Below are 23,078 nucleotides of genomic sequence, written 5' to 3' on the forward strand. Positions count from 1 at the left end.
TTACGACGTTTTTTACAGTCTCATGCTTCAGATCACCAACCTGACCTACGACGCCTATGGCCGTCGCTTCTTTGATGGCGCCAGCCTGACCCTGACGCCGGGAACCAAGGCCGGTCTGGTGGGGCTGAATGGCGTCGGCAAATCCACCCTGTTCGGGCTGATATTGGGTAAGTCGCAGCCCGGCGGCGGCGAAATCACCACGCCCAAGGGCTGGCGCGTGGCCAGTGTCGATCAGGAAATCGCCGCCTCACCGCAGCACCTGATCGACGCGGTTCTGGCCATCGACACGCGCCGCGCCAGTCTTCTGAAGGCGCTGGAAACCGCCGATCCGATGCAGCAGGCGGAAATCCACCACGACCTCTACGCCATCGGCGCGGACCGTGCGCCGTCGCGCGCTGCGGAAATCCTCAGTGGTCTGGGTTTTTCCAATGCCGACCTGACGCGGCCCATCTCGGATTTTTCCGGTGGCTGGCGGATGCGGGCAGCTTTGGCCGGGGCGTTGCTTGCCGAGCCCGATCTGCTGCTGCTCGATGAGCCGACCAACTATCTCGACCTCGAAGGGGCCCTGTGGCTGGAAGCCAAGCTGAAACGCTACCCCAATGCCGCCCTGATGATCTCGCACGACCGCGACCTGCTCAACGAGTCGGTCGATGCCATCGTGCACGTGGTCGGGCAAAGGCTCGACTATTACAGCGGCAATTACGACACTTTCGAGCGGATGCGCGCCGAAAAGGCTCGACTCAACGCCGCCAATGCCGCCAAGCAGGAGGCCGAACGCGCCCACCTTCAAGCCTTTGTCGATCGGTTCAGGGCCAAGGCATCGAAGGCCTCGCAGGCCCAGTCGCGCATGAAGAAGCTGGAAAAGCTGCCGCCGATTGCCGCCAATATTCAGGACCGCGTCGCGCCCTTCCGCCTGCCCTCGCCTGAAAAGGAACTGGCCCCGCCGATCCTGCGTCTGGACGACGCCAGCGTCGGTTATGGGGATACGGTCATCCTTCGGAACATCAACATCCGGCTCGATCCCGATGATCGGATTGGGGTTCTGGGGGTCAACGGGGCCGGTAAATCGACCTTTGCCAAGCTGCTGGCCGGAGCCCTGACCGAAATGCACGGCACGCAGTGGCGCGACCGCCGTATGACCGTCGCCTGGTTCCATCAGCATCAGATCGAGGCCATGGACCCGGAGGACACGCCTCTGGAGATGATGCGCCGCGCCCGTCCGGATGAGACCGAATCCAAGCGCCGCGGGCGTCTGGGCAGCTTCGGCATGACGGTCGAAAAGGTCGAAACCAAGGTGAAGGACCTGTCAGGCGGTGAGCGCGCGCGCCTCCTGCTCAACATGGTGGCCATGGACGGCCCGCACCTGCTGATCCTCGATGAGCCGACCAACCACCTTGATATCGACTCGCGCCGCGCCCTGCTCGATGCGCTGAACGATTATGAAGGCGCGGTACTGATCATCACCCACGACCGCTCGCTGGTCGAACTGGTGGCGGACAAGCTGTGGCTGGTCAATGACGGGACGGTGAAGACCTATACCGGCACGATGGACGACTATGCCAAGCTGGTGGTCGAACGCGCCAAGACGGCGACGCGCGAGGAAGCGCAGGCCGCCGCCAAGGACAAGCCGGCCAGCGTCAATACCAAGGAGGCGCGCAAGGCCGCCGCCGCCGCCCGTAACGCCATCGCGCCGCTGAAGAAAAAGGCCGATGATCTTGAGCGTCAGATTGAGACCTTGGGCAACAAGATCAAGATGATCGATCTGAAACTTTCGGACCCGGACATCTATGTGAAGGCCCCGGCCGAGGCTGTCAGGCTCGGCAAGGAAAAGGCCAAGCTGGAAGACGATCTGGTGAAGATGGAAGGCGACTGGATGGACGCCGCCGAAGTCTATGAGACGGCCAAAACCGAGGCGGGGCTTTAATCTCATCCCTGGGCGAAGCGTGGGGAGGTGCCGAGCAAGCGAAGCGCGTCGAGGCGGAGGGGGATCACTCGGTTTCACCCACGGACACGACGTTTGTAGTCCGTAGCCTCTTCGCTGGCTCATCTGGCAGAGTCGCCCCCCTCCACCACTTCGTGGTCCCCCTCCCCGCGCTTCGCGCAGGGAGGAGAGAAGTCCGCAAATTGCGTGATTTGCGACGAACTAGGCGCCCAAAGACCGCGATTTGCCCAGAGCATTCGTCGGCTAAGTTGAGCCGCCGAATGGCTCTAAGTTTTTGTGTGGTCGCGCAATTTTTCCGAAAAGTGGTATCCACTTTATCGGATTGCGCTCTAGCCGCAGGTGACCGACTTGATGATCCCCGTCTCCGTATCGAAAATAATCGTCTGACGGTCCGAGCGGAAGTCCATCGTCGCCGCGCAGGTCGAGCACAGAACACGGCGCTTCGAAGGCTCCAGCGGCACCGGGATCTGGGTGCGCGGCTTGCCGATCAGATATTGCAGGTCGGTGGCCCCGCAACGATCCGTATCGACCGGCTTCATTTCCGGCGGCTTTTGCGGTGTGGGGCGCGATACCGGCGGCGGCGGCGGTGAAGGCGGTGGCGGGGCCGGCGTCGAACAGGCCGCCAACAGCAACAGGGCCGAACCGGCCGCGATCTTTTTCATCATTGGACCTTCTCCCAACGACCTTCGTCGTTTTGTTTCCAGTAGGCCAGATCGAGATTTTGGGCCTTCAGCGTCTTCCACTGGGCGCGCGCCCAGTTCAGATGCGTGTCGTCGTGCCCCTCGAACAGGATCAGACATCTCTGATAGGGCGACAGTTCGGGCAAATTCATGGCCGACACCGAGAACAGCACCTCAGCCCCGTTAGCATTGCCCCCGCTGTCCCCCAGAAGGACCGGCTGACGCGCGGCCTGCGGCTCGCCTTCCAGCCCATGCGGCAGGAAGGCCTCCTCACGATAGGCCCACAGATGCTGATCCAGCCCCTCCAGCGTCTCGCCCGCCGCCCCGAGCACATAGGCCTTCCAGCCTTTCTGCAGGGTCTTTTCCAACAGGTCCGGCAAGGCGGCCTTCAGCGGCGTGCGTTCGAGATGATAGAACCAGACCTGAGTCATGGTATCCCTTCTTGTCAGAGGGGGCGTGCCTTACTGCTCGTAATAGGCCTCAACCAGCGCATTGAGCGTGCGCACGCCAAAGCCGGTGCCGCCTTCCGGCACGGTGGTCAGGCGCTGCTCATTGGTCCAGGCGGTCGGGGCGATGTCGATATGCGCCCACGGCACCTCATTGACGAAACGCTGAAGGAACAGGGCCGCCGTGATCGAACCCGCCGGACGCCCGCCAATATTGCGGATGTCGGCGATTTTGGAGTCGATCTGCTTTTCGTACTGCGGCGGCAGCGGCATACGCCAGGTGTTTTCCGACACCGACTTCGATGCATTCGCCAGCTTGTCGGCCAGATCGTCATTGTTGGAGAAGACGCCGGCATAGTCCATGCCCAGAGAAATGATCATGGCCCCGGTCAGGGTGGCCAGATCAATCATGAACTGCGGCTTGAAGCGTTCCTGACAGTACCACAGGGCGTCGGCCAGAACGAGGCGGCCTTCGGCGTCGGTATTGATAACCTCGATCGTGGTGCCCGACATGGCCTTCACCACGTCGCCGGGACGCTGGGCATTGCCATCCGGCATGTTTTCGACAAGACCGACGATACCCACGGCATTGACCTTAGCCTTACGCCCGGCCAGCGCCACCATGGCCCCGACCACGGCGGCCGAACCGCCCATATCCCACTTCATGTCTTCCATGCCCTCAGCGGGCTTGATGGAAATACCGCCGGTGTCAAAGGTCACGCCCTTGCCCACAAAGGCCACGGGCTGCGCATCGCCCGCGCCGTTCCATTGCATGACGACCAGCTTCGATTCCTTGCGCGAGCCCTGCCCCACGCCCAGAAGCGCGTTCATGCCCAAGGCCTTCATTTCGGCCTCGCCCAGCACTTCAACCTTGAGGCCCAGAGTCTCATAACCCCTGATGATTTCGGCATAGGATTCGGGATAGAGGACGTTCGGCGGCTCCGACACCAGATTGCGCGCCAGAATGATGCCCTCGGCTACGGCTTTCAACGGTTGATAAGCCGCTTCGGCCGCCGTCGCGTCCGCCGTCACCAGCGTGATCGTCTTCAGCGCCGGGAGCTTATCCAGCTTGGCCTGACCGAAATATTTGTCGAAGCGATAGGCGGCCAGCGTCAGGGCGAAGCGCACCGTCGCCACCTCTTGCGCCGTGAAGCCAGACAGGTCGAGCGCGACCGCCGTCAGGCCCGACGCCTTCAGGCCATGCCACAGGCTGCCCGCGACCGATTCCAGCACCTGCCCCTTAAGCTCACCCAAAGGCCCGGCCCCCAGCGCCACCAGAGCCGTGTAGGACTGATCCGCAGTAGCCGATACGGTCTGCACCTTGCCTTTGGCGCCGGTAAAGCCGGTCTTTTTCAGCGCGCCGGTGAAGTAACCGCCCGTGGCGGCCTCAAGCGCCTCGGCGGCGGGGCTGAGGGTCAGGCCTTCACCCACCACAACAGCCAGAGCGGCATCGGCGGGACGGACGGAAGACAGTTCGATGTGCATGGAAACTCCATCTGATACAAGCGGCGGGCCGCCCTCAGAAACCTTGGCGACAAAGGGCACCCGTAATCTGCGCCCGTTTAAGCACCATTTCTCCGGCCGTGGCAAGGCGGTCACAGTCGTCTCAGGCGAAACGCCCAACCGATTTTTCACCTGCGTCGGGGCTGATAGCTTGCTATTGCCAGCGGATGCGGTCAAAACAGGCCGTTGCCGCCGCCGGATGTCATGATTTGGACAAAGCGGCCGCCTAAAGCCGTGACCTTATTTTCGCCCCCTTTCAGGCCGTCCATTGCGTACGATCGAATGTTATATCTCGCGCCAGATGCGCACGCCGATTCTGGGCGCGATCGCCGCGCTGACGGCCATTGCCATTTTGTCGCAATCCCTGACGCAGTTCGACGTGATCGTCGAACGCGGTCAGAGCCTGAGCACCTTCCTCAAGGTGACCTTCCTTGCCCTGCCGCAATTGTCGGGCCTGATCTTTCCAGTAGCGATTTTTGTCGGCACGCTGGTGGCGCTCAATCGCCTGCACAACGATCATGAAATCATAGCGGGCTATGCCAATGGCATGTCCTTATGGCGCATCGCCTCCCCGGTGGTGCGCTTCGGGGTATATATTACCCTGACGGGCCTGCTGATGACCCTGTTCATCCAGCCCGCCGCTTCGCGCGCCATGCGTGAGGAACTGTTCAAGATCAAGACCGACGTCATCGCCGCCGCCGTGCGCGAAGGCGACTTTTCGACCACCCGCTCCGGCATGACCATCTATGTGCAACGCATCGACCAGAGCGGGCTGTTGCGGCAGATCTTCATCCGCACACCGGGGGCCAACGGCAATGACCGCACCTATTCGGCGCGCGAAGGGCGCGTCATCACCCCGGCCAAGGGCGGGCAGGTTCTGGTGCTGCGCGACGGATCGACCCAGCAATTGTCGCCCGAAGGCGTGCTGAACCACCTGACCTTCGCCGAATACTCCTTCGATATTTCGCAATATGTCGTCTCCGAGGACTATCTGCATTTCAAGGATTCCGACCGCTACATCCACGAACTCTTCTTTCCCAACCGCGGCATGGAATGGGAGAACGGCAACTGGAAAAAACTGCTGGCCGAGGGGCACGCGCGCATTTCCGGCCCCCTCTATAATCTCGGCTTCTGTCTTCTGGCGGTCGTGGGCGTTCTGGGCGGCAGTTTCAGCCGTCAGGGCTATACCCGGCGCATTGCCGCCGTGTCCTTTATCGCCGCCGGTATCCGTATTGTCGGTTTCGCCGTCGAAGCGGGCTGCGCCAATACGCCCGTGGCCAATGTCCTGCAATATGTGGTGCCCATCGCGCTGATCTGGGGCTGTCTGTCCATTATTGCGCGCAATGACCGCACCTGCGTGCGCGGCAAGGCGAAAGGCGTGCATGGCCTGACCGAGCTGACACCGATCGGAGGTCAGGCATGAACCCGATCACCGCCTTTTTGAACCTGCTGGCCTACGTCAATCCGTGGCGCGGCGAACGTCTGACTACCTACATCATCCTGCGCTGCCTGATGGCCATCGGCACGGCGCTAGTGGTGGTGTCCAGTATCATCTTCCTGATCGACTATGTCGAGGTATCGAAATCGCTGGGGCAACGCGGCGACCTGACCAGCTTTCAGATCGTCGGGCTTCTGCTGCTCAAATCGCCGAATATCATCCTCGTCCTGCTGCCCTTCGCATTCCTGTTCGGCACACTGTCGGCCTTTGTGGGGCTGAACCGGCGCTCCGAACTGATCGCCATGCGCGCCGCCGGCATGTCGGCGTGGCGCTTCGTGCTGCCGGCGACCGGTATGGCGGCGATCCTGGGTGCTCTGACGGTGACGGTGCTCAATCCGGTCGCCACCCTGCTGGCCGACGAATATGACCGCTTCGCCGCCCAGCAAACGCAGTCGGACACGCGCGTCAAAACGGACGAAGTGTATCTGCGTCAGGGGGACGGCAAGCAGCAAACCGTCATCCGCGCCCGCACGCAGAGCGCCGACGGTCGCCTGATGGACGCCAGCTTCTGGACCTTTGCGCTCGACGAAAAGGAAATTCCGCGCTTTCTGACGCGCATCGACGCCTCTGAGGCGGTCCTGCGCCCCGGCACCTGGCAGCTTAAAAACGCGCGAGTCAGCAAGCCGGGCGAAAGCACGCTCTACTACAATACCCTGTCTATCGGCTCGAACCTGAGCCCCGACCGGGCCTTCAGCCGTTTCGCCGCGCCGCAATCGACCAATTTCTGGCAGCTTCCCGGCACCATCGCGGAAATCGAAGCCTCGGGCTTTTCGGCAGCGGGCTATGTCCTGCGTCTGCATCAGTTGCTGGCGACGCCGCTGATGTTTGCCGCCATGACCGCGCTGGGGGCCGCCTTCAGCCTGCGGCTGATGCGGATCGGCGGGCTGGCGCGGCTGACCCTGTCGGGTATTGTGCTGGGCTTTATGGTGTTTTTCCTCAACCAGCTTTGCGGCTCTCTGGGCAAGGCGGAGGTCATTCCGGTGTTTCTGGCCGGATGGGCGACGCCTTTTGTGGCCTTTTTGACGGCCATGACCTTGCTCGTCTATACCGAAGACGGCTAGATTTGGGCGACACCGACCACCCGCGTTTCGCGTTCCCTCTGCATCAGGTTCACCCAATATGAGAAAAGCGTCGCTCAAGCTGAGCGTAGGAGTCCTGACCCTCGTAGCGGCCGGCGTCGTCAGCGGGCAGGCTTCGGCGCGTCCGGAGACCGAGGCGGACGGCGAACTGCGCCTGAGAGGGGTGCGCTTTTTTGCCGACGACAGCGACACGACGACGCCTGTGGCCGAGGCGGCCGCGCCCCCCGCTGCGGTCGTGGCCCCGAAACCGGTGGCGACCCCCAGCGCCCCGCTTCCCGACCTGGCGACGGCTGCCACCCCTGTCGTCACCGCCGCAGCCGCGACAAGCCCGGCGGTGGAAAGTGCGGCACACCCCGCTGTCGAGCCGGCGTCACCCCCGGCGCAGGCCCCGGGGTCCGCGCAGGTCGCCCCCATGGTGATGACCGCGCGCCTGACCGAAGCGCAGGCGCTTCAGGCCGAGCGCGACCGCCTGAACGGCAAGGACAACCCGGCCAGCCCGCAGACGTCCGAACCGCCTCTGCCCGATGACGGGCTGGGCGAAGACGGGGCCTTCATCACGGCGGATGAAGTCACCTCCCCCGAAGAAAACATCATGCTGGCGCGCGGCAAGGTCGAGATGCGCTGGGAAGGCCGCCTGATCCGCGCCGATGAGGTGCGCTACGATCAATCGACGGGCAAGACCGTCGCCAGCGGCCATGTGCAGACAATCAATCCCGACGGCTCGGTGCAGTATGCCGACCGGCTTGAGGTCGATAACGAACACGCCGCCGGTACGGGCGAACGTATCGCCTATATCGACACGGAAAACACCAAGCTGTTTGCCAACAAGGTCGAACGGATCGACGAACAGACCAACCGCCTGTCCGAAGTCATCTTCACGCCCTGCGAACTCTGCGTGAAGAACAATGTCACGCAGGAACCGACCTGGCATATTCAGGCCGGGTCGATTACACAGGACAAGAAGCGCCGCGTCGTCATCTATCGCAACGCCATTATCAAGGCCAAGGGCATACCCGTCTTTTATATGCCCATACTGTGGCACGCCGACGTCACGGCTAAACGCAGCTCGGGCTTCCTGATGCCCAAGCCCGGCTATTCGCAGCGGCGTGGAGCAACGCTGGAAGTGCCGTATCTGTGGGCGGTGTCGCCCTATACGGACATCATCATCAGCCCGGAATTTTCGAGCAATCTCAATCCGCTGCTGAACCTTGAGGTCCATCGCAGATTCTATTCCGGCGACCTGCATACGCGGTTCGGCGTCACCAATGAGCGCTTTTTCGACAATAAGGGGCGCAAATGGGGCGAAAGCGACAACCGTGGCTATATGCTGCTGGACGGCAAGTTCGACATCAATGAGGACTGGCGCTGGAACTTCACCGCACAGCGCGTGTGGGACAAGACCGGCCCCGGCCTTTTGTCGTGGTCAGGACCGGATGCGGCACCGACCTCGCAGGCCATCGCCGTCGATCAGCCGATCTCCAATTTCTATGAGCGGTACAAGATCCACGAAGGCTTCCCCTATGCCGGGGATTTTTCGAGCAATTCCCGTCGCCTGATCAGCCAGATCAATCTGGTACGCCAGACCGATACGGCCTTCTTCAGCGCCTCACTCATCAGCTTCCAGAGCCTGAGTATCGCCGAGCAGTATCGTCTCAGCCCCGATCTGGCGACAAGCCCGGTGCTCTATCTGGCACAGCGTGATCGCTTCCAGCCCGCCGTCGCTCCGATGATCGACGCCTACTGGTCGCCGGATCAGGAGATCTTAGGCGGACGTCTGACCCTGTCGGCCAATGCCGTGTCGATCATTCGCAAGGCCACGCCATCAGAAGATATCTTCCCCGCCCCCGATATCGCCAATCCTGACAATCGCGGCCCCGTCGATACGGCGCGCGCCAATATCGGCCTCTCGTGGCGGCGCGACATGATCACCCCCGGCGGGGTCAAGATCGCGCCCTTCCTCGAAGCGCGACAAGACGAGTATTTACTACGCGACTACTACGCCGCCAACTACCCCATCCCGACCGGCCAGAAGAACAGCCGTCGCGTGTCGCGCAGCCTCGGGACAGTGGGTCTGGACGTCTCTTACCCGCTTTTGCGCAAGTTCAGCGGCCTGACCATGGTGGTCGAGCCGATCGCGCAACTGGCGCTGTCGCCCGATTCGCAGATCGAGCCCTTCCTGACCAACGAAGACTCCAATGCCTTCGAATTTGACGACACGACCCTGTTCAAGGCCAACCGCTCCCCCGGTTTCGACCTCTATGAAGGGGGCAAGCGCCTGAATATCGGCCTCAAGACGCAACTGAGCAACGACTCGGGTTTCCGCTTCTCGTCGCTGATCGGGCGGGCTTTTCGGGAAAACCCGGAAGAAAACTTCTTCCGGACATATAAGATCGGTAATACGACCTACAGGTACGATGCCTCCAGCCTGGCCAATACCAAATCCGACTGGGTGGTGCAGGCCGAGGTCGATACGGGCAAGGGCCTGCGCCTCTATACGCGTCAGCGCATCGACGATGACGGCTCTATCCGACGCGGCGAAAGCGGGGCCAGCTATTTCAGCGCCTCGACACAACTGACTATTCGCCATCAGTACGACAAGACGGCGCTGCGCGGCATGAAAAACGACTATAACTTCACCGTTATCAATGGTGAACTGGTGCCGACCGAGGGCTATCACGATCTGCAATTGTTCGGGCAGCACTTCTTCACGTCCAACTGGGGCGTTTCGGGTCAGATCAGCCGCGACATGCTGCGCGAGCGCTGGCTGCGCTCGGAAGCGTCCATCATCTACAAGGACGATTGCGCCCGCTTCGAACTGGTCTATCAACGCGACGAAACCGCCCTGTTGCAAACCATTCCGGGTAAGGCCAGCGAGTCTATTTCCGTTCGGATAAGTCTTGCCACATTGGCGCCATCGGACGATGATTTTGTCAATGTACGCTAAGAGCCGTATGGTTTATAGATGTCCGACCCGGCCGCAGCGCCGCCTTGCTGAAAAGATTAAAACGAACGACATGACCTCCGTTGCCTTCCGCCGTTCCGCGCTGCTGCTTTGCACCTGTCTCACCCTGGCCGGCCTGCCCGCCGCAGCCCAGTCCCCTGCGACTCAGCCCACCGCCCCTCAGGCGCGCCCGCTGGGTGAAGGGGTGGTGGCGCTGGTCAATGACAAGCTGATCTCCTCCTACGATCTCAAGCAGCGGATGCTGTTGCTGATCATCACGTCCGGGGTGCAGGTCACGCAGCAAAACTATGCCGCCTTCCAGCAGCAGGCCCTGCGCGCCCTGATCGACGAGCATCTGCAACTGGCCGAGGCCGACCATTTCAAGCTGACCATTTCCGACGACGAAATCGACGAGGAAGTCGCCAATATGGCGCAGCAGTCGGGCCTGTCGAAGGACCAGCTTCTGGCCGAATTGAAGCGCGCCGGTATCGAAGCGCAGACCCTGCGCGATCAGATCAAGGCGGAAATCGCCTGGGGGCAGCTGGTCAATGGTCGTTTCCGCCCCAAGGCACGCGTCGGCAAGGATCAGGTCGATGCCTATATGACCAAGCTGACCGAAGACAGCCAGAAGCCGCAATATCTGGTCGCTGAAATCCTGATCGACCCGGAAATCGCCGGGGGTCAGAAAGAAGCCGAAGCCGGGGCGCAGCAATTGTTCGACCAGATCGTGCAGGGCGTGGCCCCGTTCCAGTCTGTCGCGCGTCAGTTCTCCAACGCCCCTTCGGCGGCCAATGGCGGCGATGCCGGGTGGCTGGTGTCCGGTACCATCGACCCCAAGGTCGAAAACGTGCTTCAGGGCATGAAGCCGGGTCAGATGACGCGCCCCATCGTCACCGACGAAGGCGTCTATATCTATTACCTGCGCGAAAAGAAGGAAGGCAAGACCGACGCCAAGGTCCGCCTGAAACAGGCGGCCGTGCCCCTGACCGGCGGCGATTCGGCCATGCGTGCCCTCGCCAGCTTCCGCGCCAAATATCCGACCTGCGATTCGCTCAATAATGAAAAGGGCAATGGTCAGGTCAGCGTCGCCGATCTCGGCTTCACTACCCTGAGCGACCTGAAGCCGGAATATGCGGCGGCCCTGCAACCGCTTAAAGTCGGTCAGAGCACCGAGCCGATGCAAAACGCCATGAATATCAACGTGGTCTATGTCTGCGACAAGACCGCCGCCGGTGACGACGTGCCCTCGCGCGAGCAGATCGAGCAGCGCCTGACGCAACAAAAGGTCGCCATGCTGGGCCGCCGCTACCTGCGTGATATCCGCGACGGCGCCACCATCGAAAGCCGGTAAGGGCCGTTGCGCCCTTTGGCCCCTCTGGTCCTCAGTCTGGGCGATCCGTGCGGCACCGGGCCTGAACTGGTGCATAAGGCGTGGGCCACCCTGCATGGCTATCCCGAACTGGCGTTTGCGGTTGTGGGCGATGCCGATCTGCTGGCGTCGCTGGGTGCCATCCAGCGGATCAACGCCCCTTCCGAGGCCGTCGGCACCTTCGCCAGGGCCCTGCCCGTCCTCGACCGCCCGCTGAGCGCCCCCGCCCGGCCAGGTCACCCCGATCCCGTTCACGCCCCGCACATTATCGGCTGGATACGCGAAGGCGCAGAGCTTTGCCTGTCCGGTGCGGCGCGCGGCCTTGTGACGGCCCCCATAGCCAAGTCGGTCCTCTATGCCACCGGCTTCGCCTTTCCCGGTCATACCGAATATCTGGGGGATCTGACCGCCGGCGCGCCCTATGCCGGTACGCGCGGTCCGGTCATGATGCTGACCGCGCCTGATGCCGCCAATGACAGCGCCCTGCGCGTCGTGCTGGCGACCATTCACGTCCCGCTGTCAGAGGTGAAGGCGCACCTGTCGGCCGACAGCCTCCGCGCCCTCGCCCGCGCCACCCACGAAGCCCTGATCCGCGATTTTGGCGTCACGGCACCCCGTCTGATGCTGGCGGGACTGAACCCCCATGCGGGGGAAGACGGCACCATCGGGCGCGAAGAGGTCGATCTACTGAGGCCGCTGGTGGAAGCTCTGCGCGATGAAGGGCTGAACATTTCCGGCCCCCTGCCGGCCGACACCCTGTTTCATGCGGAGGCCCGACGCACCTATGATGCCGTGCTCTGCCTCTATCACGATCAGGGGCTGATCCCGCTCAAGACGCTGGACTTCTGGGGCGGCGTCAATATAACCCTCGGCCTGCCCATTGTGCGGACGTCTCCGGATCACGGCACCGGGTTTGGCATAGCCGGCAAGGGCGTGGCCCGTCCCGACAGCCTGATCAACGCCATCCGCGCCGCCCACGACCTCAGCCTGAACCGAACACACGCCACACCTGAATGACCCTGCCCTCCCTCCGCGAAAGCCTCGAAGCCCACGGCCTGATGGCCAAAAAGAGCTTCGGTCAGCACTTCCTGCTCGACCTCAATGTGACGCGCAAGATCGTGCGTCTGGGGCAGGACGACGGCAACAGCTTTGACGGTCAGGTGGTTATCGAGGTTGGCCCCGGCCCCGGCGGTCTGACGCGCGCGGCGCTGGAAAGCGAAGCCGCTTATGTGCTGGCGGTCGAAAAAGATTCACGATTTATAGAATTATTGAGCGAGCTGGATACCGCCTATCCGGACCGTTTCGGCGTCGTCGAGGCCGATGCGCTGAAGGTCGATGAGCCTGCCCTGCTGGCGGAACGCGGCTTGCCGCCGCAGGCGCATCTGGTGTCCAACCTGCCCTACAATGTCGGCACACCGCTGCTGATCAAGTGGCTGACCGGGCCGTGGCAGCCCAAATCCCTGACCCTGATGTTTCAGCTTGAGGTCGCCCTGCGCGTCGTGGCCCCGGTGGGTGATGACGATTACGGGCGTCTGGGGGTCATTTCTCAGGTTCTGTGCGATTGTGAGAAGCTGATGGACCTGCCGGCACGCGCCTTCACCCCGCCGCCCAAGGTCGATAGCGCCGTGGTCCGCCTGATCCCCAAAACGCAGCGTCCGGCACCGAATATTATCAGAAATCTGGAAATGATTACGGCCGCGGCCTTCGGTCAGCGGCGTAAAATGTTGCGCGCCTCACTCAAGGGTCTGGGCGGTGAGGCCCTTCTGGCCAAGGTCGGCATCGAGCCTACCCTGCGCGCCGAAAACATCACCCCGGCGGAGTTTTTGCGCTTGGCAGAAGCGCTTTAAGGTTTTGGGGCCAGTTGGCCCCAAGCCCCATAACGGTCCGCGCCCACTCCGACAGTGCCTTTTGCTCCCGGTGACGGGTGAAGGGCCTGTGGTCCTTCAAAACCTTTTCCAGAGCCCCAGCGTCACCGCGCTCGATTTCGGTACATTCTCGCCACTGACGGTCTGACGCACGCCGAACTGCACGCCCAGGGTCTGTTTGGCGTCAAAAAAGCGCACGGCGCTCGTTTCCACGTGTGTCCACCTGGCTTCAAACCCGTTCAGGCGATCCGTCTTGCCTGCAAAGACCTGTGCCATCACGATCCACTTGGGCGACGGGCGCGCCCCGACGGTCAGATCGATGCGCCATTGGTTCGCATTGGGCCCGCTGCGGGCGCGGCGGGCGACCTGCGCATCCACAAAGACCGGCAGCTTGCCGACTTCGGCGCTGTGCCCGGCAGAAAGGCGCACCTCGACGTCCGGGTCGGTCTTGCGCGGGGCGGAAAATTCGTCGCGCCGTCCCTTGCCGAACCCCTCGACCGAGACGCTGGCGCTCACGGCGCTGCGTTCGGAGCGGTAGAGCGGCGTCTTAAGGCCGATTTCAACGGAACCAACACCTGAGAAAGTCTCCGAAGAGATCTGAATATCCTGAATATTTGCCTTGGCAAACACACTCAGCATCTCGTTGAGGCCACGTTCGGTGAAGACGGTGATACGCTTCTCTTTCCACTCCGGGAGATCAACCGCCTGACTGCCGGAGGCGTCAAAACCCTTGCTGGCCGTAACCACCTCGGTCTTGACGATCACCTCGCTGGCCTTGGGGTCCGGTCCCCAGGCCGACGCCCAGGCCGATACCGGCAGCACCGCAACGGCTACGCACGTCAGTACGCCCCCGAATAACCACCGCCCGCACATAGCCACTTCATAAGCCTTTCTAGCTTTCCCAACCGGGATAATGACGCTCAAGCCGCCGCATCAGTCCCGGCCACAACAGTCCAGAGACAAAGCCAACCCCCGCACCGAGCGGAGCGACCTTGTCCTGAACGTCCTGAGGCGCTTCCAGCACCCCGTTTCGTCCGGCCGACAAGGCGGCGATCTGCTGGCGACAGGCCTGTTCCAGAAAATAAATCAGGGTAAAGGCCTCGGCAGCGGAGGCACCATAGGCCAGAGCCCCATGATTACGCAACAGCATGATCTTCTTTTGCCCCAGATCGGCGACGATGCGCTGCCGCTCATCGTGGTCCAGAGCCACGCCCTCATAAGCATGGTAGGCCATATGTGGCCTCAGAAGCAGGGCATTTTGGGTCAGGGGCAGAAGACCCTCGGCTTGCGCCGATACGCCGGTCATGGCGTCCGTATGCAGATGAATAACCACATGCGCATCGGGGCACGCGGCGTGCAGGGCGCTATGGATCGTAAAGCCCGCCGGATTGATGAAGGCGTCTGCCGCGCCGACGACCTGCCCGTCCAGATCGACCTTGACCAGCGCGGAGGCCGTCATCTCCTCAAAGAAGGTGCCGTAAGGATTGATCAGAAAATGATCGACGTCGGACACCACCGGCCCGTCCGGCCCGGCGACACGCGAGTCCTTTGCCGGGACGCGCGCCGAAATATGGGTGAAGATGGTGTCGTCCCAGCCGAACAGGGCAACAAGGCGATAGAGCGCTGCCAGATCCTTGCGGATGGCCCATTCGGCGGGGCTGATCAGCGGATGGGCCGCCGGGGTGTCAGTGGTCATAAGGTCGTCTCCCTGTGTCTTTGGCGTTGATGACACGGGATTGACGTACCGTAAGTCAACCACCTTAGCTGGGCCGGGCCGCCCTCCCCACCCAAGAGAGCAGAATATTTCCGGAAAGCCGGTAATTTAAATCCGAAAGCTACTCAGATTTTCCAATTCCCTGTCAAACTCTTGCGACAATCAGCTTGCCTTCTGTGACAGCTAATATCCGCACCTTTTCGCTTAAGCCGATTGGCGTATCGGTACGTTCGCTCTGGGCCGGCCACTCCACCCCATCGAAGATGACGCGGCCGTTGATACACTGACCGTCGAGATCATCAAAGGCACCAATCACCGTAGCTTCTTGCCCGATCAGGCGGTGATGGGGGTCATTGATGTCGGCCCCTTCGCTTACCGGCGGTTTGAGAAAACGTCGCGACAGAAGCGTCATGATCAGCGTCAGAACGCAGAAGATGACGATCTGCACCAGCAGATTGGCCGGGGCCCCGGTCAGGGTGATGACGGCCACGATCACAGCGGCGGCCGCGGGCCACAGCAGCCACTGGGTGCCGATGACCATTTCCAGCGCCAGAAGCGACCCGCCGATGATCATCCACGCCCAGAAGAGCTGCTGCCCCTGCGGTTGCGCCAGCAAATATTCCAGCATAATGCCCTCCCCCTACTTGCTCCGTGTGCCCGGGGCCTGATCCGTGACGGCCTTCAGCAATTCCGCTACCCCGGCGACGGACCCCGACAGCGAGGCCAGATCGGCCGGCAGAATCAGGGTCTTGGTATTCGGTGAATTGGCAAAGCCGCCAAAGGCTTCGACATATTTCTGCGCCACGAAATAGTTGATGGCCTTGGTATCGCCCGAGGCGATGGCGTCCGACACCACCTGGGTGGCCTTGGCTTCGGCCTCGGCAGAGCGCTCGCGCGCTTCGGCGTCTCGGAAGGCGGCTTCCTTGCGCCCTTCAGCCTCCAGAACGGCGGCCTGCTTGGCCCCTTCGGCGCGGGCAATGGCGGCCTGACGCTCACCGTCGGCTTCGATGATCAGGGCGCGGCGCTCGCGCTCGGCCTTCATCTGACGCGCCATGGCATCGGTGATGTCGTGCGGCGGGCGCAGGTCCTTGATTTCGATGCGCGTCACCTTGATGCCCCAGGGCGAGGTGGCGTGGTCGATAACGGTCAGGAGGCGCGTATTAATGGCGTCGCGCTGCGACAGCACCTCATCCAGTTCCATGGACCCCACCACCGTCCGCAGATTGGTCATAGCCAGTTGCGTGATGGCATTGTTGAGATTATCGACGCGATAGGCGGCGGCCGCAGCGTCCATCACCTGAATGAAGACGATACCGTCCACCTTGACGATGGCATTGTCCTTGGTGATCACGTCCTGCTGCGGCACGTCGAACACCTGCTCCATCATATTGACGCGCTTGCCCACCGTTTCGATGAAGGGCGTCAGGAAGGAGATGCCGGGTTTAAGGATGCGCGTGTAACGGCCAAAGCGTTCGACCGTAAATTCGCGGCCCTGCGGTACGATCTTGATGACCGAAAACAGGATGAAAAAGGTCACGACGATCAGAACGCCGGCAAAGATACTGAACATGGAAACGCCCCTCCGTGGTTATGCGCACAGTGTAGCGCAACCGGGAGGAATAGCTACGAAAACCGGAGGTTAGGTCACTGAATTGTTATAAGGCGGTGCCCGGATTTTACCCGCGCAAACCCCGCGAGCGCGTCACCACGTCCTTCAGATCGTCCTCGATCAGCAAATTCAGCGCTTCGTCATATTTGACGAACCGCGCTTCATCGGCATCGTCCGCCGCGACCGGCTCGCCCACCGTCCATTCGGCCACATAGTCGATCAGCACCAGATGAAAGCCGTCCGGATGGGCCTCGCTGCCCGGTTCGATGATCTCATAGACTGCGATCAGCGGCCCCAGTCGCGCCTCAACGCCCGTCTCTTCGCGCAGTTCACGCAAGGCCGTGTCTTTGAGGGACTCAAAGCGCTCAACCTTGCCGCCGGGGATCGACCACTGGCCTTTGCGCGGCTCGCGTCCGCGACGAATTAGCAGAAGTTCATCGTCGCGCCAGCAAACAACGCCCACCGCCGGGACCGGACGCTCGATTTTGGCTTGCACTTGACGATTCTCCGTTTAAACCCCGTTTCATATATCGCACACCTGTTTGCAGGGATACGCCGCATGACCGCCACCGCCGATTTCGCCCAATGCCCGCCCGTCGCGCCCGAAGTGATTGCGCAGATCAAGGCCGTGGTCGGTGACGCCGGCTGGTCCGATGACGAACTGCGCGTGACGGCCAAGCTGACCGAATGGCGCGGCAAGTGGAAAGGCCACACGCCGCTGCTGGTCCTGCCCAAGACCACCGAAGAACTGTCGCAGGTCGTCAAAATCTGCAACGCGCACGGCGTGGCCATCACCCCTCAGGGCGGCAATACGGGACTGGTCGGCGGTCAGATTCCGTTTGGCGAAATCCTCGTGTCGCTGGAGCGTATGCGCGCTATCCGCGACGTTGCCCCGACCGATGACACCATGGTGCTGGAGGCCGGAATCACCCTCCTTGAGGCGCAGGAGATTGCCGAAAAGGCCAACCGCTTCTTCCCCCTGTCGCTGGCGGCTGAGGGCACAGCGACGGTCGGCGGCGTGATCAGCACCAATGCCGGCGGTACGGCGGTGCTCCGGTACGGCGTGACGCGCGATCTGGTCTCCGGCCTTGAGGTCGTCCTGCCCAATGGGGAGATTTTCAATGGCCTCAAGCGCCTGCGCAAGGACAATACGGGCTACGACCTTAAGCAGATGTTCATTGGGGCCGAAGGCACGCTGGGCATCATCACCGCCGCTTCGCTCAAGCTGTTCCCGGTGATGAATTCGCGTTGCGTAGCCATTGTGGGTTTTGAGACGGCGCAGAAGGCCATCGACCTTTTGGGTCGCGCCAAGCAGGAAACTGGCGGTCAGGTCGAAGCCTTTGAGCTGATGGGGCGCTATGGCCTGTCGCTGGTCCTGAAAAACATCCCCGACACGCGCGAGCCTCTGGAAGGGGAGTATCCCTGGTACGCCCTGATCGAGGTGGCGTCCGGCGATCCGGACGGTGCCGAAGCCTCAATGGAGCGCCTGCTGACGGCGGCGTTTGAAGAAGAGCTGGTTGTCGATGCGGCCATCGCCCAGAACGAAACGCAGGCCGCGGCCTTCTGGCGTCTGCGCGAAGAGCACTCCGCCGCCGAAAAGGTCGAGGGCGCGGCGTGGAAGCACGACATCTCCGTGCCCCTGTCGCAGATGGCCGACTATATCGAAAAGGGCGCGGCGGCGGTCGAAGCCTTCCTGCCCGGCGCCCGTCTGGTCACCTTTGGCCATGTCGGCGACGGCAATGTGCACTTCAATGTCATCGTCCCGGAAGGTATGGACGCCGCCGAATTCAACGCCCTGCGCGATCAGGGCGCCAAGGTGGTGCACGATCTGGTGCATCAGTACGAAGGCTCGATCTCGGCCGAACACGGTCTGGGGCGCATGAAAACGCAGGAGGCCCTGCAATACAAAGACCCGGCCGCCGTCGAAGCCATGCGCGCCATTCGACTTGCTCTGGATCCGAAACGGATTATGAACCCGCACGTCCTGTTCTGAGGTTAGAAGGCGCCGATACCACGGCCGAGGGTGGCCGTCATAAGGATCAGGGCGAAGCCTGCCGTGATGATAAGTCCCCTCTGTCGCGCAATGATCGGCACGTCGCAGGGTTGGCCACGCCAACGAAACAACAGCAGGGGAATGGAGGCGAGCCCAATCCCAAGCAGCGCATCACGTATTGTGGGAAGCCTGTCCCCCTTAAAAGGAAGGGCGGCGATTACAGCGCCCGCCGTCGCCGCCAACCACAGGATCAAGGCGGCCCGCCTGGCCCTGCGCGGGTCGCCCAGGACAGACGCAAACAAACGCGAAATCATCGCTATAACCCACAAATAGAGAACCGCCCCGAGGGTTGCGCCCACAAACGGCCACACGCCGTAGGGGCCGAGCAGGCCATAGGCAAAAAAGTACAGGTCACCGTCTCTGAACAGCATGACCTTGATCAGATAGCCCGCCTCCCAGAACAGGCTGAGCGCCACGACCGTAATCAGGAACAGCCGCAGGGTCGTGTGTGATGCCGGGAGCCTTGCCGCAAGGGTCGCGGCCACCAGAGCGGCGACCAGATTGCCGATCGGTCCTCCCACTGCCACCCAGAACATGGGCACCGAGCAGGCGAACAAGGTCGTCGAGACGTGGGTAATCTGCCCGCCTGCCAGTGCACAGGCAACGCCATGCCCCACAACTTCATGGCTGACCGTAACCAGACACATGGCCAGCACGCCCAAGGCAGCGACCGTGGCCGCATGATCTTTCATTCAGCGCCCCCACGTTGAGCGTTTTCGCCCGGAACATGCCCCCTTACCTTATCAAAGGCAAGCGACAGCTCCTGAGAAGACTTTATGACTAAATCATTATGCTTTTTGTTAGAAACATAATGATCTAGATTTTTGCTTTATCCCTCGCCGGGCGGTGGCTTCGTCACCTCGGCCAACGCCAGCACGTGCATGGCGCCGATCTTGCGCGGGCTCTACAGATACGATGCCGCAGGATTGAACACACCATTGGTCTCAAACCCCTTTGCAGTGCAGGGATTCGCCGTTAAACACACCTCATGATCCTGCTGCTTTCCCCTGCCAAATCGCTCGACGAAACGCCGGTTTCGCCGCCCGTTCCCGCCACCGAACCGCGCTTTACGCGTGAGACACAAAGCCTGCTCAAGGTGATGAAGGGCAAAAAACCGGCAGACCTTCAGCGGCTGATGGATATTTCGGCCAAGCTGGGGGAACTGAACCATCAGCGCTACAAAGCCTTTACCGATCAGCCGGCCCTACCCGCTGCCCTGATGTTCGATGGCGATGTCTATACGGGTCTGAAGGCGCGCGACCTCGATGCTGAGGGGCTGGCCTTCGCGCAGGACCATGTGCGCATCCTGTCGGGGCTTTATGGACTGCTGCGCCCGCTCGACCTGATCCGGCCCTATCGGCTGGAAATGGGCACCGGTCTGGAAACCAGCAAGGGCAATACCCTCTACGCCTTCTGGGGCGACCGCATCGCCAAAGAGATCGTGGCGGATGCGAAAGCCACCGGCAGCGACACGGTGCTCAATCTGGCCAGTCAGGAATATGCCCGCGCCGCCCTGACCAAGGCGTTGAAGCTGAAAGTCATTGAGGTGAAATTCCTGGAGATCAAGGGCGACAAGACCTCGATGATTTCCTTCTTCGCCAAGAAGGCGCGCGGCCTGATGGCGCGCTACGTCATCGACCACCGCATCACCGATCCGCAAGCGGCCAAGGGGTTCGACTCCGAAGGCTATCGCTTTGTGCCGGAACAATCGTCAGAGACGGTGTGGACCTTTTCGCGTAAGCACGCCGACGTTTAACCCACGAACCCTGCCGCGCGTTTGAGGCGGTCATTGATCGCCTCCCCCAGACCGTCCGACGGGATAGGCGCGACGCAGATACGGGCGGGCTTGTAGGCATCGGCTTCGCGCAGATAGGCGAACAGGTTGGCCGCCGCCTCCGACAGCTTGCCCGTCGGGCTGAGATTGAGGAGTGTCCCCGCAAAATCCACAGCCGTATCCACCGGTCCGAAAGCCAGGTACACACAGTCGGCGGGCGGGTTTTCCACATGAATATGCACAGGCGCATCGGGCGCGTAATGCAGGCTGAGGCGGCCCGGTGAGCGGTGCCCTTCGGCGGCGTCATCGGCCAGCGGTCCGACCACCGCCTCGGCCTCTGACCGCGTCACGGCCCCGGGGCGCAGGTAACGCACCTCCCCCAGCAGGCTGACGACCGAGGACTCCAGCCCCACCTGACACTCACCACCATCGACCGACGCCCCGACAAAGGCCCCGGTTTCGCTGAGGGCATCGGCAAAGCGCGTCGGGCTGGGGCGACCTGATCGGTTGGCCGAAGGGGCCACCACACCGCCCGCAAAACCTTCGAGAATAGCGCGCGCCAGTGGATGCGACGGCACGCGGATCGCCACGCTGTCGAGCCCGGCGCGCGCCAGATCACAGACCTTTTGCGTATCGCGCACCGGCACCACCAGCGTCAGCGGGCCGGGCCAGAAGGCCTGAGCCAGGGCTCGCGCACGATCGTCAAACACGCCGATGGCTTCGGCGGCCTCCAGCGACGCCACGTGCACGATCAGCGGATTGAAGCGCGGCCGGCCCTTGGCTTCGAACACCTTCGCCACCGCTGCCGGATCATCGGCACGCGCCCCCAGCCCATAGACCGTCTCGGTCGGCAGGTGGATCAGTTCGCCGCGTCCCAGCGCGGCAATGGCATCGTTTACGGTGGCGGTCATCACAAAATCTCTCCTCCCTGTGCGCAGGCATGGGGAGGTGGCGGCGAGCGAAGCGCGGCCGACGGAGGGGGGTGACTCGATCCCGAACAGGGTCCGAAGCCCTTGAAACAGAGGGGCTATCCTCCTCCACCCTCTACGCTGCGCTTGAGGGTCCCCCTCTCCATCGCTACGCGACAGGGAGGAGAAAAGGATGGCGCGCCATATCACACCACGGCGCGCGCGTAAGCCCTATTTCGTCGTGGCCGTGACCTTGAGATCGAGCGACACAGCATTCGGCACGGCATCCGTGGCCGTCCACTCGCCCGAACCCACCCCGTAGTCCAGTCGATTGAGCCTGGCGGTGGCGGTCATCACCGCCTGTTTACCGTTGATTTTCAGCGTAAACGGCAGGTCGAACGGTTTGGTCTGGCCGTGCAGGGTCAGGCGGCCCCTAGCGAGATACTTATCCGGCCCCGTCTGGGTGAAGGTCGTCGCCTTGAAAGTGGCTTTCGGGGTGGCGGCCGTGTTGAAGAAGCTGTCGCTTTTCAGCGTGTCGTCGCGGGTCTGGTCGCCGCTGTTGACCGAGGCCAGATCAATCACCACCGTCGCCTTCGACTGATCGAGGCGTTGCGGGTCGAAGGTGATGTCCGCCGTGTAGCTGCCGAAACCGCCCTTGATGGCCTCACCGTTAAAGGTGGTGGCAAAGTGGATATAGGAGGCCGCCTTGCTGACCGTCCAGACGGGCACGGCTGTGGATGAGGCTGTGGAAGACGACGCCGACCCTGTGGATGAGGCCGCTTCGCTGGTCACGGTTTCGGGCTCAGCCGAGGCCACCGTTTCCACCCGTTCGGGCGCGGCGACGGGGGCTGGCTCCGGCGCCTTGGCCCCGCGCATCATAAAGGTGGCCAGCACAAACGCCCCCGCCACCGCCACCGCCGGCACCAACCAGCGGACGTTCAGCGCGCTTTGTAGGATCGTCGGTTTGGGTTCCAGCCCCGGCAGGATGCGCGTCACCGTATCGTCCTTGTGGACAAAATGGTGCATAAGCGCCGCGCCGACGTGCAGCGGGATCAGGACGTAGAAGATCAGCTTAGCAAACAGGCCATGCAACGCCTCAAAAACCTCATGCGTGTCGTGGCCCAGCGGCAGGTGGGGGATCGGCACGACACCGAACCACAGGGTCGGCACCGGCACCTTCGCCGTTGACACCAGTGCCCAGCCGGTCAGCGGCAGGCCGATCATCAGCACATAGAAGCCGATATGCACGGCGCGCGCCGCCGCCATCTGCCATTTGGGGCCCTCGATCTCCGGCGGGGCCTTATAGGCCACACGCAGGCCGATGCGCACAAAGGTCAGCAAGAGGATCAGAAAACCCACCGACTTGTGCATCTGATAGCGCGAGAACAGGCCACCGTCCTTGTCCTCCAGCGTCCAGCCCAGAAAGACCATGTAGAAGATCAGGGCGGCCATGGCCCAGTGCAGGTAGCGCGAGGCGCGGTGATAGGTGGCGGGCGTCATGGGGCGACTCCTCAAATGTGCGTTGGTGAACACTATGCCGATGCGGTGTCCAAAATCAACGGCTATATGTAACTAGTAAAATTACATATCAAGCCCGGCTCTGTTTTCCTGCACTTTTTCTCTTATGCCGTAAGGGAAGTTCACGGAACTGTGAATTTCCCTGCCGCCACGTCATGCGTCATCAGAACATCAGTAGA

General features: G+C 62.1%; 20 protein-coding genes. 9 read left to right on the forward strand and 11 right to left on the reverse strand.

Annotated elements, in window-relative coordinates; genetic code table 11:
* Positions 1–22: 22 nt before the first annotated feature.
* Positions 23–1,924, forward strand: a complete 1,902-nt coding sequence (locus tag AACH73_RS15495; protein WP_272742547.1) for an ABC-F family ATP-binding cassette domain-containing protein — start codon at positions 23–25, stop codon at positions 1,922–1,924.
* 347 nt (positions 1,925–2,271) lie between these two features.
* On the opposite strand, the gene AACH73_RS15500 is transcribed toward AACH73_RS15495, so the two are convergent.
* From AACH73_RS15500 to AACH73_RS15510, 3 genes are read right to left on the reverse strand one after another with little or no spacing between them, the layout of a single operon-like run.
* Positions 2,272–2,607: a proteinase inhibitor i78 gene (locus AACH73_RS15500; protein ID WP_272742548.1), complete on the reverse strand. Its 336-nt coding sequence runs from the start codon at positions 2,605–2,607 to the stop codon at positions 2,272–2,274.
* The gene (locus AACH73_RS15505) at positions 2,604–3,053 is read right to left on the reverse strand and encodes a DNA polymerase III subunit chi (protein WP_272742549.1); all 450 of its coding nucleotides are present in this window, start codon (positions 3,051–3,053) and stop codon (positions 2,604–2,606) included. Before AACH73_RS15505 ends, AACH73_RS15500 begins: the two co-directional genes overlap by 4 nt.
* Before the next feature lie 30 nt (positions 3,054–3,083).
* Positions 3,084–4,553, reverse strand: a complete 1,470-nt coding sequence (locus AACH73_RS15510) for a leucyl aminopeptidase (protein ID WP_272742550.1) — start codon at positions 4,551–4,553, stop codon at positions 3,084–3,086.
* Between the two features lie 286 nt (positions 4,554–4,839).
* On the opposite strand from AACH73_RS15510, the gene lptF reads away from it, so the two are divergent.
* From lptF to rsmA, 6 genes are all read left to right on the forward strand, one after another.
* Entirely contained in the window at positions 4,840–5,994 is a 1,155-nt protein-coding gene (gene lptF, locus AACH73_RS15515) for an LPS export ABC transporter permease LptF (protein WP_272742551.1), read from the forward strand.
* A complete protein-coding gene (locus AACH73_RS15520) occupies positions 5,991–7,130 on the forward strand; it encodes an LptF/LptG family permease (RefSeq protein WP_272742552.1) in 1,140 nt (379 codons plus the stop codon). Before lptF ends, AACH73_RS15520 begins: the two co-directional genes overlap by 4 nt.
* Positions 7,131–7,188: 58 nt before the next feature.
* A complete protein-coding gene (lptD, locus tag AACH73_RS15525; protein ID WP_338735809.1) occupies positions 7,189–10,092 on the forward strand; it encodes an LPS assembly protein LptD in 2,904 nt (967 codons plus the stop codon).
* A gap of 70 nt (positions 10,093–10,162) precedes the next feature.
* Positions 10,163–11,440: a peptidylprolyl isomerase gene (locus tag AACH73_RS15530; RefSeq protein WP_272742554.1), complete on the forward strand. Its 1,278-nt coding sequence runs from the start codon at positions 10,163–10,165 to the stop codon at positions 11,438–11,440.
* Between the two features lie 6 nt (positions 11,441–11,446).
* Positions 11,447–12,475 carry a 4-hydroxythreonine-4-phosphate dehydrogenase PdxA gene (pdxA, locus tag AACH73_RS15535; RefSeq protein ID WP_338735810.1) on the forward strand — a complete coding sequence of 343 codons (1,029 nt, stop codon included), beginning with the start codon at positions 11,447–11,449 and terminating at the stop codon, positions 12,473–12,475.
* Entirely contained in the window at positions 12,472–13,305 is an 834-nt protein-coding gene (gene rsmA / locus AACH73_RS15540; RefSeq protein WP_272742556.1) for a 16S rRNA (adenine(1518)-N(6)/adenine(1519)-N(6))-dimethyltransferase RsmA, read from the forward strand. Before pdxA ends, rsmA begins: the two co-directional genes overlap by 4 nt.
* 96 nt (positions 13,306–13,401) lie before the next feature.
* Here the strand turns inward: rsmA and AACH73_RS15545 are convergent, their stop codons facing one another.
* The 5 genes from AACH73_RS15545 to AACH73_RS15565 all read right to left on the reverse strand — a co-directional run bounded on the left by AACH73_RS15545 (position 13,402) and on the right by AACH73_RS15565 (position 17,142).
* Positions 13,402–14,145, reverse strand: coding sequence for a hypothetical protein (locus tag AACH73_RS15545; protein WP_338735811.1), 744 nt, complete (start codon positions 14,143–14,145; stop codon positions 13,402–13,404).
* A 70-nt stretch (positions 14,146–14,215) separates the two neighbouring features.
* A complete protein-coding gene (locus AACH73_RS15550; RefSeq protein WP_272742558.1) occupies positions 14,216–15,019 on the reverse strand; it encodes a class II aldolase/adducin family protein in 804 nt (267 codons plus the stop codon).
* A gap of 163 nt (positions 15,020–15,182) precedes the next feature.
* Entirely contained in the window at positions 15,183–15,665 is a 483-nt protein-coding gene (locus AACH73_RS15555; RefSeq protein WP_272742559.1) for an NfeD family protein, read from the reverse strand.
* A 12-nt stretch (positions 15,666–15,677) separates the two neighbouring features.
* Positions 15,678–16,607, reverse strand: coding sequence for an SPFH domain-containing protein (locus AACH73_RS15560; RefSeq protein WP_272742560.1), 930 nt, complete (start codon positions 16,605–16,607; stop codon positions 15,678–15,680).
* 106 nt (positions 16,608–16,713) lie between these two features.
* Positions 16,714–17,142, reverse strand: a complete 429-nt coding sequence (locus AACH73_RS15565) for an NUDIX hydrolase (protein ID WP_338735812.1) — start codon at positions 17,140–17,142, stop codon at positions 16,714–16,716.
* A gap of 63 nt (positions 17,143–17,205) precedes the next feature.
* Between AACH73_RS15565 and AACH73_RS15570 the strand changes: the two genes are divergently transcribed.
* The gene (locus AACH73_RS15570; protein ID WP_338735813.1) at positions 17,206–18,639 is read left to right on the forward strand and encodes an FAD-binding oxidoreductase; all 1,434 of its coding nucleotides are present in this window, start codon (positions 17,206–17,208) and stop codon (positions 18,637–18,639) included.
* A 2-nt stretch (positions 18,640–18,641) separates the two neighbouring features.
* Here the strand turns inward: AACH73_RS15570 and AACH73_RS15575 are convergent, their stop codons facing one another.
* Positions 18,642–19,391 (reverse strand): hypothetical protein, encoded by a 750-nt coding sequence (locus tag AACH73_RS15575; RefSeq protein WP_338735814.1) that lies wholly within the window; start codon positions 19,389–19,391, stop codon positions 18,642–18,644.
* Between the two features lie 296 nt (positions 19,392–19,687).
* On the opposite strand from AACH73_RS15575, the gene yaaA reads away from it, so the two are divergent.
* Positions 19,688–20,455, forward strand: a complete 768-nt coding sequence (yaaA, locus tag AACH73_RS15580) for a peroxide stress protein YaaA (RefSeq protein ID WP_338735815.1) — start codon at positions 19,688–19,690, stop codon at positions 20,453–20,455.
* On the opposite strand, the gene AACH73_RS15585 is transcribed toward yaaA, so the two are convergent.
* Both AACH73_RS15585 and AACH73_RS15590 read right to left on the reverse strand, forming a co-directional pair.
* Positions 20,452–21,384, reverse strand: coding sequence for an L-threonylcarbamoyladenylate synthase (locus tag AACH73_RS15585; RefSeq protein WP_338735816.1), 933 nt, complete (start codon positions 21,382–21,384; stop codon positions 20,452–20,454). The two genes, yaaA and AACH73_RS15585, sit on opposite strands and share 4 nt — an antisense overlap.
* Before the next feature lie 228 nt (positions 21,385–21,612).
* A complete protein-coding gene (locus AACH73_RS15590; protein WP_272742566.1) occupies positions 21,613–22,881 on the reverse strand; it encodes a YceI family protein in 1,269 nt (422 codons plus the stop codon).
* Between the last annotated feature and the right edge of the window lie 197 nt (positions 22,882–23,078).

The sequence above is a fragment of the Asticcacaulis sp. DW145 genome, from assembly GCF_037101385.1.
Lineage (GTDB): Bacteria > Pseudomonadota > Alphaproteobacteria > Caulobacterales > Caulobacteraceae > Asticcacaulis > Asticcacaulis currens.

What these genes read in the sequence shown, in the direction of transcription:
- AACH73_RS15495 (WP_272742547.1), top strand. Translation starts at nt 23, where the DNA reads ATGCTTCAGATCACCAACCTGACCTACGACGCCTATGGCCGTCGCTTC.
- AACH73_RS15500 (WP_272742548.1), bottom strand. Translation starts at nt 2,607, where the DNA reads ATGATGAAAAAGATCGCGGCCGGTTCGGCCCTGTTGCTGTTGGCGGCC.
- AACH73_RS15505 (WP_272742549.1), bottom strand. Translation starts at nt 3,053, where the DNA reads ATGACTCAGGTCTGGTTCTATCATCTCGAACGCACGCCGCTGAAGGCC.
- AACH73_RS15510 (WP_272742550.1), bottom strand. Translation starts at nt 4,553, where the DNA reads ATGCACATCGAACTGTCTTCCGTCCGTCCCGCCGATGCCGCTCTGGCT.
- AACH73_RS15520 (WP_272742552.1), top strand. Translation starts at nt 5,991, where the DNA reads ATGAACCCGATCACCGCCTTTTTGAACCTGCTGGCCTACGTCAATCCG.
- lptD (WP_338735809.1), top strand. Translation starts at nt 7,189, where the DNA reads ATGAGAAAAGCGTCGCTCAAGCTGAGCGTAGGAGTCCTGACCCTCGTA.
- AACH73_RS15530 (WP_272742554.1), top strand. Translation starts at nt 10,163, where the DNA reads ATGACCTCCGTTGCCTTCCGCCGTTCCGCGCTGCTGCTTTGCACCTGT.
- rsmA (WP_272742556.1), top strand. Translation starts at nt 12,472, where the DNA reads ATGACCCTGCCCTCCCTCCGCGAAAGCCTCGAAGCCCACGGCCTGATG.
- AACH73_RS15550 (WP_272742558.1), bottom strand. Translation starts at nt 15,019, where the DNA reads ATGACCACTGACACCCCGGCGGCCCATCCGCTGATCAGCCCCGCCGAA.
- AACH73_RS15555 (WP_272742559.1), bottom strand. Translation starts at nt 15,665, where the DNA reads ATGCTGGAATATTTGCTGGCGCAACCGCAGGGGCAGCAGCTCTTCTGG.
- AACH73_RS15560 (WP_272742560.1), bottom strand. Translation starts at nt 16,607, where the DNA reads ATGTTCAGTATCTTTGCCGGCGTTCTGATCGTCGTGACCTTTTTCATC.
- AACH73_RS15570 (WP_338735813.1), top strand. Translation starts at nt 17,206, where the DNA reads ATGACCGCCACCGCCGATTTCGCCCAATGCCCGCCCGTCGCGCCCGAA.
- AACH73_RS15575 (WP_338735814.1), bottom strand. Translation starts at nt 19,391, where the DNA reads ATGAAAGATCATGCGGCCACGGTCGCTGCCTTGGGCGTGCTGGCCATG.
- yaaA (WP_338735815.1), top strand. Translation starts at nt 19,688, where the DNA reads ATGATCCTGCTGCTTTCCCCTGCCAAATCGCTCGACGAAACGCCGGTT.
- AACH73_RS15585 (WP_338735816.1), bottom strand. Translation starts at nt 21,384, where the DNA reads ATGACCGCCACCGTAAACGATGCCATTGCCGCGCTGGGACGCGGCGAA.
- AACH73_RS15590 (WP_272742566.1), bottom strand. Translation starts at nt 22,881, where the DNA reads ATGACGCCCGCCACCTATCACCGCGCCTCGCGCTACCTGCACTGGGCC.